General features: G+C 43.4%; 10 protein-coding genes. 5 read left to right on the forward strand and 5 right to left on the reverse strand.

Features of this window, described 5'->3' with window-relative positions:
• The first annotated feature begins 1,007 nt into the window (after positions 1 to 1,007).
• The 5 genes from AB6E85_RS06205 (at position 1,008) to AB6E85_RS06225 (ending at position 7,637) form a co-directional block, all read left to right on the forward strand.
• Positions 1,008 to 2,735, forward strand: a complete 1,728-nt coding sequence (locus AB6E85_RS06205) for an ABC transporter ATP-binding protein (protein WP_048607507.1) — start codon at positions 1,008 to 1,010, stop codon at positions 2,733 to 2,735.
• 94 nt (positions 2,736 to 2,829) lie between these two features.
• On the forward strand, positions 2,830 to 4,383 hold the full coding sequence (locus tag AB6E85_RS06210; protein WP_050633914.1) for an ABC transporter substrate-binding protein: 1,554 nt from the start codon (positions 2,830 to 2,832) through the stop codon (positions 4,381 to 4,383).
• A gap of 178 nt (positions 4,384 to 4,561) precedes the next feature.
• Positions 4,562 to 5,539, forward strand: a complete 978-nt coding sequence (locus AB6E85_RS06215) for an ABC transporter permease (RefSeq protein ID WP_048612413.1) — start codon at positions 4,562 to 4,564, stop codon at positions 5,537 to 5,539.
• 2 nt (positions 5,540 to 5,541) lie between these two features.
• The gene (locus AB6E85_RS06220) at positions 5,542 to 6,480 is read left to right on the forward strand and encodes an ABC transporter permease (RefSeq protein ID WP_048607511.1); all 939 of its coding nucleotides are present in this window, start codon (positions 5,542 to 5,544) and stop codon (positions 6,478 to 6,480) included.
• 188 nt (positions 6,481 to 6,668) lie between these two features.
• Positions 6,669 to 7,637: an SPOR domain-containing protein gene (locus AB6E85_RS06225; RefSeq protein WP_372141889.1), complete on the forward strand. Its 969-nt coding sequence runs from the start codon at positions 6,669 to 6,671 to the stop codon at positions 7,635 to 7,637.
• Positions 7,638 to 7,879: 242 nt separating this feature from the next.
• Here the strand turns inward: AB6E85_RS06225 and AB6E85_RS06230 are convergent, their stop codons facing one another.
• The 5 genes from AB6E85_RS06230 to AB6E85_RS06250 all read right to left on the reverse strand — a co-directional run bounded on the left by AB6E85_RS06230 (position 7,880) and on the right by AB6E85_RS06250 (position 15,343).
• Entirely contained in the window at positions 7,880 to 10,210 is a 2,331-nt protein-coding gene (locus AB6E85_RS06230; protein ID WP_372141891.1) for a hypothetical protein, read from the reverse strand.
• 288 nt (positions 10,211 to 10,498) lie between these two features.
• Positions 10,499 to 11,875, reverse strand: a complete 1,377-nt coding sequence (locus AB6E85_RS06235) for a hypothetical protein (protein ID WP_372141893.1) — start codon at positions 11,873 to 11,875, stop codon at positions 10,499 to 10,501.
• A gap of 170 nt (positions 11,876 to 12,045) precedes the next feature.
• On the reverse strand, positions 12,046 to 12,612 hold the full coding sequence (locus AB6E85_RS06240) for an ECF-type sigma factor (protein ID WP_333007607.1): 567 nt from the start codon (positions 12,610 to 12,612) through the stop codon (positions 12,046 to 12,048).
• Entirely contained in the window at positions 12,612 to 14,048 is a 1,437-nt protein-coding gene (locus AB6E85_RS06245) for a chromosome partitioning protein ParA (protein WP_372141895.1), read from the reverse strand. The genes AB6E85_RS06240 and AB6E85_RS06245 overlap by 1 nt, the downstream gene beginning before the upstream one ends.
• A gap of 14 nt (positions 14,049 to 14,062) precedes the next feature.
• A complete protein-coding gene (locus AB6E85_RS06250; protein WP_372142058.1) occupies positions 14,063 to 15,343 on the reverse strand; it encodes a serine/threonine protein kinase in 1,281 nt (426 codons plus the stop codon).
• Between the last annotated feature and the right edge of the window lie 149 nt (positions 15,344 to 15,492).

Raw genomic sequence — 15,492 nt, forward strand, 5'->3', positions numbered from 1 at the left:
CGCATCTGGTTTGGGACCAGAGGGTCGGGGGTTCGAATCCCTCTTCACCGACCACCTTAAGAAGCCCTAGTCGAAAGACTAGGGCTTTTTTACATCTGAAATTTAGATAACTTGAACAGAGTGGGGGTTCACCTGATGTTCAAAGAATGCCTCTTCACCGATCACTTAAGAAGCCTCAGTCGAAAGATTGGGGCTTTTTTACATCTGTCGTTTTAGTTTTTATCGATTTTGAATGTTGAGATCTTACCTGCTTCGGCATCTTGTCTGGTGTCGCCTCTGTCTCCCCCCTTCTTACTATAAGACAGATTCCTATCGATCTACTTGATTATGGTGCTGATACGGAGTTGCTTTCTTTATCAAATGTGCAGATCTATATCTAATTTTATATAAATTACACGCTCAATAATTCGACATATTAATGGGTTTGGTCTAAAGACTTTTATGAAAAGTGAAATCTAACCCTAAATTTGCTCACTAAGCCCTGAATTTGACAGCTTTCTACGCATTTGGTCGTTCAAAAACTCCTCTGATTTATTAGGCCTTTCGTTTATCTGTTTTGTATTTACCAAAATAATGCAAATGGTTAAATGTATGGTTAATTAACGTGCATCTGGTTGTTTTATTTGTTCAAATTAACAAAATCAGCGTTTGTTTCTATAGTGTTAATTGTTTTTTGGAATAATTATTTGTTTTTAGTGACTGGCAGTGAGATCTGCTTTGAAGCACGGCTTTAACTCTACAAGTAAGTAGCGGTAAGGAGTTTGTGAGTATTTATTGCCGATAATATAATGTTGATTTTTCTTACTATATGCTCTTTGGGTGAATAGTTATGTGGCACTTTTGCTTGCTAAGCGTTTAATGTCGACTTTTTATCCTATTTTTGTTGCTTTTCTGTGAATTATTTGCCAAATTGTCAACCGTATAAAATATCAGAACAATATTCTGGTAAGAATGGATTCAATTTTGCAGACAGGGCAGAAAGCTGCCAAAGCAGTAGAGGTCTGGTAATGTCACTTTTAGAAGTAAAAAATCTTCGTATCGAATACCCATCTCGTCATGGAGTTCACGCCGCCGTTAAATCACTTTCGTTCAACATTGAACGTGGTGAGATTGTTGGTGTTGTAGGCGAGTCTGGTGCAGGTAAATCAACAGTAGGTAATGCTGTGATCGATTTGTTGAGCCCTCCTGGCCGTATTGCTAGCGGCGAGGTATTTCTGGACGGCGAAAAAGTCTCTGGTTTATCTCCTGAACAGATGCGTTCTGTTCGCGGCTCAAAGATTGGTTTTATCTTCCAAGACCCAATGACTTCTCTTAACCCTCTATTCACAGTAGAACAGCAGTTAAAAGAGACGATTCATGCCAACATGAAGGTTTCGGATCAAGAAGCCTACCAGCGCTCATTAGACTTGATGAACCAAGTGGGTATCCCACAACCAGAAAACCGTTTAAAGCAATACCCTCACCAATTCTCTGGCGGTATGCGTCAGCGTGTGGTTATCGCGATCGCGTTGGCTGGTGAACCTGACCTAATCATCGCAGATGAACCAACAACAGCACTGGATGTTTCTATCCAAGACCAGATCTTGGGGTTGATTCGCGACCTATGTATTAAGAAAAACGTAGGTTGTATGTTGGTCACGCACGACATGGGCGTTGTATCAAATGTTACCGACCGCGTAGCCGTTATGTATCGCGGTGACTTAGTTGAGTTTGGCCCAACAGCGAAAGTCCTTGGTACTCCTGAACACCCATACACACACAGTCTTATCTCTGCGGTTCCTCGTTCAGATCGCAAACTCGATCGTTTCCCTCTTGTTAGCTACATCGAAGAAGCACAAGAGATGGAACCACTGGATGTGAAAAACCACTGGTTAGGTCAAAGCCAAGATCACCGCGATTACACTGGCCCATTGTTGAACGTTGAGAACGTAAACTTGCGCTTTACCACCAAAGATTCTTTCTTTGAGAGCCGTCGTGAGTACGTTCAGGCGTCAAACAACGTGAGCTTTGAAGTACATGAAGGCGAAACGTTTGGTCTAGTCGGTGAATCAGGTTCAGGTAAGTCAACGATCGCTCGTGTGATTGCTGGCTTGTACGCACCGAATTCAGGCAAGGTAACGTTTGAAGGCGTTGATCTTACTGGTCTTAAATCTGAAAAAGAACGTCGCCCTATGCGTCGTCAAATGCAGATGGTTTTCCAAAACCCTTACACATCAATGAACCCTCGAATGAAGATATTCGATATCATTGCTGAGCCTATTCGATTCCATAAGCTTACGCGCAATGAGAATGAAACTCGTCAGATCGTGAACGACCTGCTAGAGCACGTTGGTCTAGGCGTAATGGCCGGGGTTAAGTACCCACACGAATTCTCAGGTGGCCAACGTCAGCGTATTTCTATCGCTCGCGCTTTGGCAACTCGTCCGCGTCTTTTGATTTGTGATGAACCTACCTCGGCACTGGATGTGTCGGTACAGGCTCAGATCCTTAACCTACTAAAAGACTTACAAGACGAGCTAAACCTAACCATGCTGTTCATCAGTCACGATTTACCGGTTATTCGCCAAATGTGTGACCGTGTTGGTGTGATGCAAATGGGAGAACTATTGGAAGTCGCGCCAACCGAGCAGCTATTCCAATCGCCTCAGCATGAGTACAGCAAACACCTAATTTCTTTAATGCCTGAATTTACAGGTTTAAGAGAAGAAAAAGCAGTGGCACAAGCCGCGGTATAAAAATCAGCAGGCTGGAGTTTAGCTTGCTAAAAACAATAAACAGACGCAAATACAACAACTAGGGATCTGGATTCCCGCATGAAGGAGTTATGCAATGAAAACCATGAAAAGCAAATTAGCAGTAGCTTTAATGGCAGCTGGCCTAAGCTTTAGTGCAGCAGCAGCAGATATTACCGTTGGCTACGCAGCTGACCCTGTATCACTTGACCCGCACGAGCAGCTGTCTGGTGGCACACTGCAAATGTCTCACATGGTGTTTGACCCTCTAGTACGTTTCACAAAAGAGATGGATTTTGAAGGCCGCCTAGCATCTAGCTGGGAGCGTGTTGATGAAACGACTTTCCGTTTCAACCTACGTAAAGGTGTGAAATTCCACTCTGGTAACGAACTGACTGCTGATGATGTTGTGTGGACTTTTGAACGTCTACAAGCTTCTCCAGACTTTAAGTCTATCTTCACGCCATACGAAAAAATGGTAAAAGTGGATGACTACACAGTTGAGCTAGTATCAAAAGCGGCTTACCCACTAGTACTACAAACAGCAACTTACATCTTCCCAATGGACAGCAAGTTCTACTCTGGCCAAACAGCGGAAGGTAAAGACAAGTCTGAGCTAGTTAAGCACGGTAACTCGTTTGCTTCGACTAACGTTTCAGGTACTGGTCCTTTCATCGTAACGCAGCGTGAGCAAGGCGTTAAAGTAACGTTCGAACGTTTCAACGATTACTGGGATACAGAAACTGAAGGTAACGTAGACAAGCTAACACTTGTGCCAATCAAAGAAGACGCGACACGTGTTGCAGCACTTCTTTCTGGCGACGTTGATATGATTCACCCAGTAGCACCAAACGATCACAAGCGTGTTAAAAACGCTAAGAATATCGATCTAGTGACGCTACCTGGTACTCGTATCATCACGTTCCAAATGAACCAAAACAGCAACGAAGCTCTTAAAGATGTTCGCGTTCGTCAGGCGATTGTTCACGCAATCAACAACGAAGGCATCGTTAAGAAGATCATGAAAGGCTTCGCAACAGCCGCTGGTCAGCAAAGTCCAACAGGCTACGCGGGTCACAACGAAGACCTAGTTCCTCGTTACGACCTGAAAAAAGCGAAAGAGCTGATGAAGGAAGCGGGCTACGAAGATGGCTTTACGCTAACTATGATGGCACCAAACAACCGTTACGTGAACGATGCGAAAGTAGCGCAAGCGTCTGCGGCAATGCTATCTAAGATTGGTATCAAAGTTGATCTTAAGACTATGCCTAAAGCACAGTACTGGCCTGAATTTGACCTATGTTCAGCAGATATGATGATGATCGGTTGGCACTCAGATACAGAAGATTCAGCTAACTTCAACGAGTTCCTAACTATGACTCGTAACGAAGAAACTGGCCGTGGTCAATACAACTGTTCTGGTTACTCAAACCCAGAAATGGATGCGATCGTAGAAGCTTCTAACACTGAAACTGACCCAGTTAAGCGTGCTGAAATGCTGAAAGGCGTTGAAGCAACACTTTACAACGACGCAGCATTCGTACCGCTACACTGGCAAAGTGAAGCGTGGGGCGCGAAGTCTAACGTAGGTGCAGCAGACGTAGTAAACCCAATGGTTATGCCTTACTTCGGCGACCTAGTTGTAAAATAATCTAGCTTGCTAGAATCGAGAGCCTGAAGCTTTTCAGGCTCTCAAATTATTAAGAAATAGATTTAAGTTTCGGTATTTGGTCTTCCTTCAGTCTGGCTAAATACCTTTTTTAAGACTGAATTTTGTTATCTAGTCGCGGATTTCGACTAGATAGTCATGGATAGATAAGGGGCAAGGAATGGTTACGTTTCTGGTCAAGCGCCTGTTTCAGGCACTGATAGTGATGTTTGTGATCAGTTTGGTGGCGTTTGCCATTCAGGATAACCTGGGCGACCCGTTGCGTGAGTTAGTCGGTCAATCTGTTTCAGAATCGGAGCGTCAAGCGCTGCGTGATGAACTCGGCTTAAATGATCCCTTCATTACAAAATACACTCGCTTTGTGGGCGCAGCTCTACAAGGTGATCTTGGTACTTCATATTTCTTTAAACGCCCAGCTGTGGACGTAATCTTAGATAAACTCGTAGCAACGCTTGAGCTTGTGTTCGGCGCTTCTCTGATCATTGTTTGTCTGTCGATTCCACTTGGCGTTTATTCTGCAATACACCCAAAAAGCTTCTTCACTAAACTGGTGATGGCGGGCAGTAGTATCGGTATCTCGGTACCTGTTTTCTTAACCGCAATCATGCTGATGTATGTGTTCTCTATTGAACTCGGTTGGCTGCCGTCATTCGGACGTGGTGATACCGCAAACTGGTTTGGTTGGGAGTCTGGCTTCTTAACGCTAGATGGCCTTGCTCACTTAGTGCTGCCGAGTATTGCTCTGGCATCTATCATGCTGCCGCTATTCATTCGTCTAGTACGTTCTGAAATGCTCGAGGTTCTTAGCTCTGAATACATTAAGTTTGGTAAAGCAAAAGGCCTCGCGCTGAACAAGATTTACTACCAACACGCTTTGAAGAACACAATGCTACCTGTACTAACGGTAGGTGGTGTTCAAATCGGTACTATGGTGGCATACACCATTCTGACTGAAACTGTATTCCAGTGGCCGGGTACCGGCTTCCTATTCCTTGAAGCGATTAACCGAGTGGATACTCCACTGATTACCGCATACGTTATCTTCGTTGGCCTGATCTTCGTAGTAACGAACACCATTGTTGACCTGCTTTACGGCATCATTAACCCAACAGTGAACATTACAGGGAAAGGAGCATAATCATGGAACACACAACAACAGCTCCATCTCGTTGGGAGCGATTCAAGCAGTCAGACATTCTGTACTACTTTTTACGCGATAAAGTGGCAATGGTGAGCTTTGCTATATTTGCAGCTTTCCTTGTTATGGCATTAGCGGCACCGATTCTAGCGCCAACAGACCCGTATGACGTGACGTCTATCGACATCATGGACTCTGAATTGCCACCATCTTGGATGGAAGACGGCGAAGAACGCTTCCTACTAGGTACTGATGAGCAAGGTCGCGACATCTTATCTACGATGCTTTACGGCTCGCGTCTGTCATTGACGATTGGTTTCCTAGCGGTAGGTCTTCAGCTGACACTCGGTATCATCATTGGTCTGTCTGCGGGTTACTTTGGTGGTCGTATTGATAGCTTCCTGATGCGTTTTGCCGATGTTCAGCTTTCGTTCTCAACCATGATGGTTGCGATCATTGTCTCGGCTATCTTTAAGGCGAGTTTCGGTAGTGACTTCTACGCGCAATATGCCGTTGTTATGCTGGTGGTGATCATCGGTATTGCTGAATGGCCGCAGTATGCTCGTACGATTCGTGCATCGGTATTGGCAGAGAAGAAGAAAGAGTACGTAGAAGCGGCACGTGTGATGGGCTTTAGAGCGCCTCGCATCATGTTCCGCCATATTCTGCCTAACTGTTTATCACCGATTTTGGTTATCTCTACGGTACAGGTGGCAAATGCCATCATGTCAGAAGCGGCACTTTCTTTCCTAGGTTTAGGTCTTCCGGTAGACCAACCGTCACTCGGTGCCCTGATCAGTACTGGTTTTAACTACATTTTCTCAGGAGCATGGTGGATCACAGCATTCCCAGGTGTGCTTTTGGTAACATTGGTTCTAGTTATTAACCTATTAGGCGACTGGTTACGTGACGTGTTTAACCCGAAAATTTATAAAGGGTGATATCCCGGTTTGATTTTTAGTAAAAAAAGTCACTAAATTAAGAGCCGTAAGCAATTACGGCTCTTTTTTTGCTTAATGGATCTGGAACTTAGTATTATTGATAGTGTCAATAATACTTAAAAATGGAATTCATGTTTTATCGACATAGATTCGGTAATAATTAGCCCGCAAGGGTTTAAGTGGTGGTTATGAAATTGACAATGAATGCTGTATGTCGTGCTGTGACGAGAAATTATCGTATGGGGCTTATCGCTGCATCTCTTTTGGTATCGAGCCAAGTGAATGCAGAGTCGGTTCTATGTGATGCAACTCAGGCAAGCACCAACCAATTACCACAGCTAGAGCAATCATGTCCGATCGGTAAGGGCGTGTGGGGCAGTAAAGCGCCTAAACGTCATTCAGATAACGAACTGTTTTGGGTTCAATGTGGCCTGCTGAACAAGCCTCTGTCACTGAGCAGAGCAAAGCCTCTGTATGAGAAGATCTCGACCAACGTTTGGATGAAGCCAGAAGGCGGAGACTACCGTTGCTTAATCGGACCTTACTCTACCTTCTCGGATGCGAGAAAAGACCTAACTCAGGTACGTAAGGTTCCTGGTTACGGTGAAGCCTTTATTCGCATGGTCGACAAGTCGAAAACCTCATCCCAGCCTATTGTGGCAAAAGCGGCAGAACCAAAATCGGTGATGCCCAAGGCACCTGTAAAAGCAAAAGTAGAAGCTAAGCCTGCACCGAAACCTGTGGCTGCTAAGCAAGCGGCGGCGGTAACGAGTGCTGCTGCTATTCAGACATTACCAAACGGTAATGCGAGCTCACACAATGATCTCGAGATCGAGATTCGCGTGAAAGCAGACGTTGCGGGTAGCCAATATGCGATTCCTTACCTTCTAGACCATCAACAACAGTTCTACATGGAGCAAGGTAAGCCTTGGAGTCGCCTAGACTATGACAGTGCTGAATTGGTGTGTAATCAGGTCAACATGAAGCTGATGAGTGAAAAGCAATGGCAGAGCATCTTGAACTCAAAGGTTATGGAAAAACAGAACTGGCCAATGCATCTCCCTTATTGGGGCGCAGATAAGAAAGGTCTGTTTACCAACGGTAACGTAAATCAATTGAAAGGTTCTTCATTGCTCAACGTGATGTGCGTTAAGTAACGTAATCTCTGAGAGCAATTGGGTTCCAGTAGGCCAACAATTCAAGTGATAAGAGCCCCTACACTGTTGTCATAATGTAATTTCCTTGAGTATGGCTACTTTGCGCAATCCCGAATCTTGTTTTGGTTAGACATAAAAAATCGGAAACCTATTTACAGGTTTCCGATTGTCTTTCATTCGTAGTGGCAGTTAACCGTTTAATATCTGCACTACATTGTTTAATTACTTATTGAAGTAACTTTTTACTTGTAAAAGCTGAATAGGATGCGCTCACCCTCGTCGACACGTTCTGGTTTAGCTTCGATGGTGTAGAGGCCTTTTGGAAGTTCCGCTGATGGATCTAATGGATCTAGATCAATATAACAAGAACCTTCTTTATCCGTTTCGAATGTCGGCACCCAATGGAAGTAATTGTCGGCAGCAGTATTGTCACCATGAACTTGGATGCTGCCGTAGTCGAAGTAAATGTCTTTTAAAATTTCACAAGTCTCAGTGTTACCACCATGAATAGATGCTGATGTGTACTGGCCATCTTGCCAAGGGAATTGTTGAACGATACCTGAAACATCTAACTCAGTAACAACAATATTATTTGAACCTTCAGATGGTGGCATAGCGATGTAAGTATCACGCTCGGCCCAATCTGCATTGTTAGCTGAAGTATTCACTTTATTGTGAATCATTTCTTCAACGTACTCTTCGTTTGTGTAATACGTGTAAAGCTCAGTCGATTTATCATCACCTTCTTCATCCGTAAATGAAATAAGGAAACGTTCATCATCTGTATCAAGATCTTGTGTGATGATGTCTAAAGTTATTTTCATACCATCTTCGATTGATACGATTTGGTTATTCAATACTTCGTAGCTAACACCATATTCAAACTCAGACATGTCTGTATCACATGTAGCTAGGTTATCGTTGTCACGATTGTTCCAGTACATCATTTTAGATTCAGAGTTAAGATAAATTGAGTCACACCAAGCTTTGTCGTAGTTAGTATCGTTACTGCCAACTTCAATAAAGTGTAGGAACTTGCCTTCAAGTGGATGTGTTGGAGATGGTGCAATAGAACCTTCTTCAATTTTAGGTAGATCAAGCGTCACGGTTTCCCACTCACCTTCACCATGGAACTCATCTGTAGCATCAATGCTTAATGTACCTTGAGCGGCAACCTTTGTAGGATCACCAGACAGGATGATCATTGTGAAATCGTCAGAATACTTCGCATCAATACCGCTTTCTAGGTAAGCTGTAGATAGGCGTGGTTTAGTACCAAATTTAATCTCGTCACCTTCTTCATCAGTGAAAAGGTCGCTGATGAGCAGTGTCATGTTTGAGATTGGAGTACCAACTTGGAAAGACCAGTCGCTATCAATTTGGGCTTGCAGGCGATCTTCTACGTCATCATTTACGTCTGGAAGTTCGTTTGCAGATTCGATCTCTAGATCAAAGATAACACTTGTTGGTTTTTTAGATTTCTCGCCGTTTGACTTAGTGTCAAATGCCTCAAGCTCAATAGTGAACGCACCACTCTTAAGTACTTGTGTCGTCTCTGAGAAAAGCATCAAAGACTGGTTCTCTAAGCTCACTTTAATACCGGCTTCTTCAAGTGCAGGGTTCGCGACGAGAGTCACTTCAACATCTGCACCTTTTAAGTCAGCATCAGTGAAAAGAGTGTTGCCTTTATCATCAGTCAGAGAAATAAACTTTTCGGAAAATGCTTGGCCAACTTCAAGATCAAGGTCGTCTATGATGCCTTGTACATCGTCAGCAATCTCTTCATTTGCTTTCAGCAGGTGGTTAGTAACCACTTCAGGAACTAGCTCTTCGCCTTGACCGTTATCGATTATTACTGGCTTAAGATCTTTATCGTTAATATCTTGAGTTGGATCTGCAACGATATCTGCAACAATTTTATCTGCTTCTTCAGCAAAACCTGTCGCTTTGTCTTCGTAGCTATTAGGGTTAGCAGCTTTAGATTCAGTTAGGATTTGAGCTGTTTTATGTAGTTCGGCATCGGCATTATCACCTTCAACGAAGTCGTCGTATAGAGGAACAGGCTCAGCGTCAGTGCCACCAAGAGCGATATTTACCGCAGACTCAGCAGCTTCTAGGTCACCACCATTTTTTTCTGCTTCAATCGCAACTAGGTCAGTAATAGGAGATACCACACTTGATGACGTTGGAGCACGGAATACCAGCTCGTGAGCCATGGCTTGAGCTTTGTGGTCCATATCAATAGTGTATTTTCCCACGTATTTGTTGTCGTGCAAAGCTAGCGCTTTTTGAACGTCTCCACCTGGAGTTAAGGTTTGAAGTGCTAAAGCACCTGTTACTGTACCTGAAATCTCGATTTGACCTACTTCATTAGTTAGTCCAAAAATCTTATCAGTATCAATGTCTAAAACACCATTGTTGTTAGTATCTTCAAAAACAACGGCTTGGTTAAAGTAACCATCAAAACCTGTGATGGTTTGAGTTGTTGGTGATGAACCGTTATCACTGTCTGAACCACCACAGCCTGTTAGGGCGAAAGCCACTGACGCTGCTAGTAAACTAACTTTTTTCATGTCATATCCTTTTTAGCGAGCTCTAGCCAAGCTCTGCTTGTTTCTTGTTCTGGGGTTTGTATTATCTGGGCGAATGTTTTACTGGGTATCGATCGTTTTATCAACACACGTAAATTCCGAAAAAAGCCACAAAATATATTTGACTTTATTTGTAGGCATCTAGTTTTTCGTCTTTGGTTATAGAGAGGCTGTCGAGGGATATGATCTACGTACTGAGATCGGGTTTACAGCTTGGTTTGAAGCCGACACCTATACATTCAGTACCGGCTTACAGGTTCTTTGGAGCTTCTAGGCGTTAGGGTCTAGATATCGAACATTGAGTTTGATCTCTTCAACCTTATGACGCCACTCGAGCTTAGGGCGAAGTATGATGCTAAATACTTCGCCATGCTTGAACTCATCAAACTCTAAAAAGTCGACATCGAAGAAGGAATATTGAAGGTGGCCTAGTGGTCGTTCTTCACACTCGATAGGCTCGAAATCTTCGCCGATGGTTTGACCTATAATGTCGCCATATACGCCTTGCCCACCAACAGAGTAGTGATTAAATTTGTCGAGTAAATCTTCGCAAATAACCGTTGTATTGTAAGACTGTACATTTAAGTCACCATCCATCTCATCGGGCCAGTCTGGGTTCGTTAATTGGTAATTACCAATATGCATGCCATACCAACCTAAGTGGTAGTGACCGTCGTCAGCCAAGTACATATAGTTGACCGGTGTCAGTTGTAGCGCCTCTAAGCCTGTAATAGTGTTTATGCGTTGCTCTATTTGAGTTTTAGAGGCAACCGTATAAGTTTCATATTCATTGCCCATTTTTACTTGTGTCACATGAGCGGTAGTGAACGTCGGGTGACTTGGATAGGTTTCCAAGATTTTCCAACGCATATCATGGTCAAATATTGACTGAGTGCTAGAGACAATAAGATCATCACCATCAACATGATAACTACCTACTTTACGCAGTTGATGTTCGTTAGGGCAGGTGGTTAGAGTGTTGGATGAGGCAAAAAACACTTCGTCATTGATGAACTTAAATGCCTCGCAGTACACCTTTTCATAGTTGTAAGCCTTACCTGCAAACTGGTGGTTTGTCTCAAGGCGGTACCAAGTTTGACCAATTAAAGGGTGTAATCCCTCACCTTCTAGGCCTGATGAGAGCGAAGGCAGTGGAAAGGTGGCAGTTACCCAAGCGCCCTCTTCCGAACCGTGATAATCATCTTTGGCTCGCGCAATAAGCTGAGTTGGTGCGTTGCCGATTTTTGGTGTGCCTTGTAGGCTCGATGTCCCGCCTAAGTGAGATACGGAAAACTTAGGGTGATTAACAGCAAGCTGTGTTGTCAGTAGGTCATCATCTGGGTCCTCAAACAGCCCTGTAATATCAATTGAGTAGTTGATCGGGGAATTTTCGGTGAATGACCACTGGTTGATTTCATGCTGAATACTTTGCTGCACCGTAAGATTCACATGTGGCTTTTGATTACTGCCAGCTCTATCTCGCTCTTCTTTGGCGACTATCGTTTGAGTTTTTCCCTCAAATGTAACCACGTCGAGTTGCGCCGACTCGAAGGTGTTCGAAGCCGACGTAGATATTAGTGAAACGTCGGCTTTTTCTGGGGTTGAATGACTTTTAATTTTTTCATTTGCCTCATTCAAACTCTGCATTGAAGCACCGTTTACTGGGCTATGAGGTGAAGGTTTATTATTCGAAGAAAACCGTTTTATGCCACTGCTGGTGTGCGATAGGTTAGTTTCTTTTGAGGCTATCCAAGGAGGCAGGAACATGAGAGCCCCACAGCCGGAAATGAGCAGTAAACAGAATCGCTTTTTCATTATTAAACCAGTTTGCTTTGTAGCCAACAACGTGAGAATTTAAGATCCTTCTCGATCAAGCTCGAGCTGCATTTCAGTAGCTCGCTGATCTCGCGATTACGCATGCCCATTAAGTACTTAAGCTTGAGTGCCTGAGACTGGCGAGGGTAGTGGATACTGAAGTTGTCTATGGCTTTATCCATGATCATTAATTGCTCGAACTTATCGTCTTTGCTGTCGCTTAGCATAGTCATCTTTTGGCGCTTTTTTGCCTGAAGGTGGCGAGCATTATCGATTAAAATTTGGCGCATCACTTTTGCAGCCATAAGAAAAAAGTCTTTTTTATTTTCGACCGATTGAAGGTCGGAAGATGAGATCTTAAGGTAAGCGTCATGAATTAAAGCCGTCGTGCTGTTCATACTGTCGCTCAGCACTTGATTGTCAGCACCATATTTTTGAGCGCTGCGAGAGCGTTCTTGTTGAGCAATATGTCTTAACTGCAAGTACGCGAATTGATATAGATCGGCTTCGGCACTTTTATCGCCTGATTGCCATTGCTGGATGATCTGTGTGATATCTGGAGTTGCCATTAGCTTTTAGACCTCACTTTACTAAACTCGGAAACGGATAGGGTGCTGATATTATGGGATTTATCAGGGTTTAGTGAAATTTTTTGTTTGAATCTGTAGAGTATGCCTTGATCCCAATTTTGACCTGCAGGCAAGTATTCCCATGCTGTGAAATGCTGTTGTGGTACTGAGTCATACCAGCGGACAGAGACATTCATCTGGGCGAGAGAAGTTGTAGGTTCTGGGTTGGTCAGCCACCACATATCACCAAATTTTTCTGTAACGTCTTGCGTGTATTGTTGGTGGTTTGTTGAGCAGGCCTCAGTGTCGCTTTGGCCAAGAAAAATGCGTTTATCTTTGATGAGTAGGCACTCATTTATGATGTCGGTTTGTTGATATTGAGTGTGCTGCCAAACACCTTCATAAGGGATGTGATTACCGCGATCATTAGTGTAGGTAAACCAAATCATCTCAGCTTTGTTTGAATGACGGATGTGTTCTTTCTGTCCTAAACCTTGGGTTTTTTCCATCAACAGCTCAGTTTCTGTATCAAAATCCAATGCAACGGTACGGTACTTCCAGTCCCCTTCATCGTTATAGTCTTCAATTGAGAATCCACTCAAATCGTGGCGTGTGCAGCCTTTTTGAGCACAACTGGTAAAGCCTGTCCAGCCATCGCTGTTGGATAATGGTTCGCGAATGATCTTCTGGGGTGTCTGGTAAGGGCGTAGGTTACAGCCGTTAAAATAGTCGCCTGTTCCTGGGAACTGGATGAGTTCTGTGTCTGTGATTTGGTAACTAAGCTCTCCAATCGGACCTTTGTATTTTGGGTTAGTGTGGTGAGCTAAGTCGTAAAAGCAGGCGCGTCCTGCATAGTCTTTCTTGGCAATAATAATGTTATGAAGCACTTTGTCTTTAGGAGAAAAAATGATTTCCTCCGAGGCAAAGTTATCCTTGATGTATTCTTGGCTCTGGTTGAGGTGCTTTGCAGCTTCTTTGACTGAAACAAGGTCAATGCCTAATTCTTGAGCATCTAAATAGCTTAGGTCGAGATTTTTGAGCTTCTTTTGAAATTCTACGTCAGATAAAACTTTACTCGCTAAGATGATTTCATCGCGGTGCTCTGGAGTGTCATCAAGCGATAGAAGTAAACGAGTCATGTTGATGCTGCGGCTTGGGCGAGTTGACGATAGGGTTGGTGTTATTACCTCCTGGCCAGAAAGCGTTGTCAGCAAGTAACCCGAATTGTCGGTGCCAATAAAAAAGCTGACGATATCACCTGAATTGTATTGGAATGCCCCTTTATCAGTGGTGCCCGAAAGATTGGAGCTGGTTTCGTAATAAAGCCCTGATACTGGCGAATCAATAAAATACCCAGTAAGAACTTCGCTGCCATTAGCATGGATGTAAAGACTTGTTGACCAGAGAACTATCAGTGGGAGAAGTATTTTTTTCATAATTAATTGTTGGATTACTTTTCTTTGTTTTTGTTAGTCACAGATTTTTCAGGTGATGGTGTCAGCATCGCCAATAGCATTTTTTGTTTAACGTCTTTGGGTAAATCAGGGTTTGATAAGATCCGTCGTCTAGTAAGCTCAAGCATCGTGCCGACTGACATTTTTGCAGCATCACTGCCTTTGGCATGAAACAATAGGCTCGTCACTTCATACATCATCTCTTCTGCGACTAGTTTTTCTTTGCGTAGCTGTAAATTCTTATTGAATATAGCTGTTGAAAACGTTGCGCCTGACAGTAGCAATAGAATTGTTAGAGCGCTCTGTACTGGGCGTCGCTTTAATAGCTTTGATAATGAATAGAGTGGCTGCTTCTCTCTCAAAGAAATGGGGCGACATTCTAAGATACGCACTATTTCTTGGCGCAATTCACTTACGCTGGCATAGCGACGGTAGGGTTCGTGGTTTGTCGCCTTTTCTACAATTAGATTAATATCTAAGTTTGAAGAAGAGTCAAAAATCAGTGCTAGCACTTTACCCAGTGAGTAAATATCACTTTGTTGAGTTAGGAAGTGACCTGCAACCTGCTCTGGGCTGGCATAAGCCTTGCTGTAGGCTGTCAGTATGGAAGCATCTGAGCTTTGGTTAGGTGTGGGTTGTTTAACCTTTTGAGTTAGATTGAAGTCGAGAATCTTAGGTGAACCAAAAGGATCAATTAAGATATTCTCGGGCTTGAGATCAGCATGCAGCACTTGTTTTTGATGAGCATGTTCAATTGCCGAACAAATTTCTTTAAATAAATTGAGCCTTTGCTTTTCACTACAAGAGCGATTCTGCAAATATAGAGAAAGCGTTTCCCCTTCAACTCGCTCCATCACAATATAGACCGACTCTTCGTAGACCCCACCATCAAAAACTTTGGCTATACATGGATGGTTTAGGTGTGCGAGTAATTGTGCTTCTTGAAATAGAGCATGCTCACCTAAAATATGTGAAAGAGAGGGCTGTATGAATTTAACGGCTAAGTCTTGCTCAAAGGTTCTATCTGCTCGACTGGCTGCATAGACAATCCCCATACCACCACGACCGAGTTCATGCGATATATAGTATTTATCGACTAAGGTGTCGGTTAGGTTGAGCTCGCTTTCTGTTGCTTGTTGTGCGTGAAAGCCGAGCAGTGATGTGAGCTGCTCTGAGGGGACTTCACTGATGAGAGGAAGTACCTGCTGATATAAGCTGGGTTGTTCTTGTTCTAGCCGTTCTAGGTAGAGACTTTTTTCCGCGTCTGGGATATCCATGAGGCGATAGAAAACCTCAGTGGGGCCACTGCTTCTATTTTGCACAACTGATCTTTTTATGTCTCTTATTGTGCATGCATTCTATAAGAGTTTTAGATGTTTTTTAGATGTTTTTTCGATGTTTTTATCAATTACATATAAAAAAATAA

It is taken from the genome of Vibrio sp. 10N.247.311.51 (genome assembly GCF_041467855.1).
GTDB lineage: Bacteria > Pseudomonadota > Gammaproteobacteria > Enterobacterales > Vibrionaceae > Vibrio > Vibrio coralliirubri.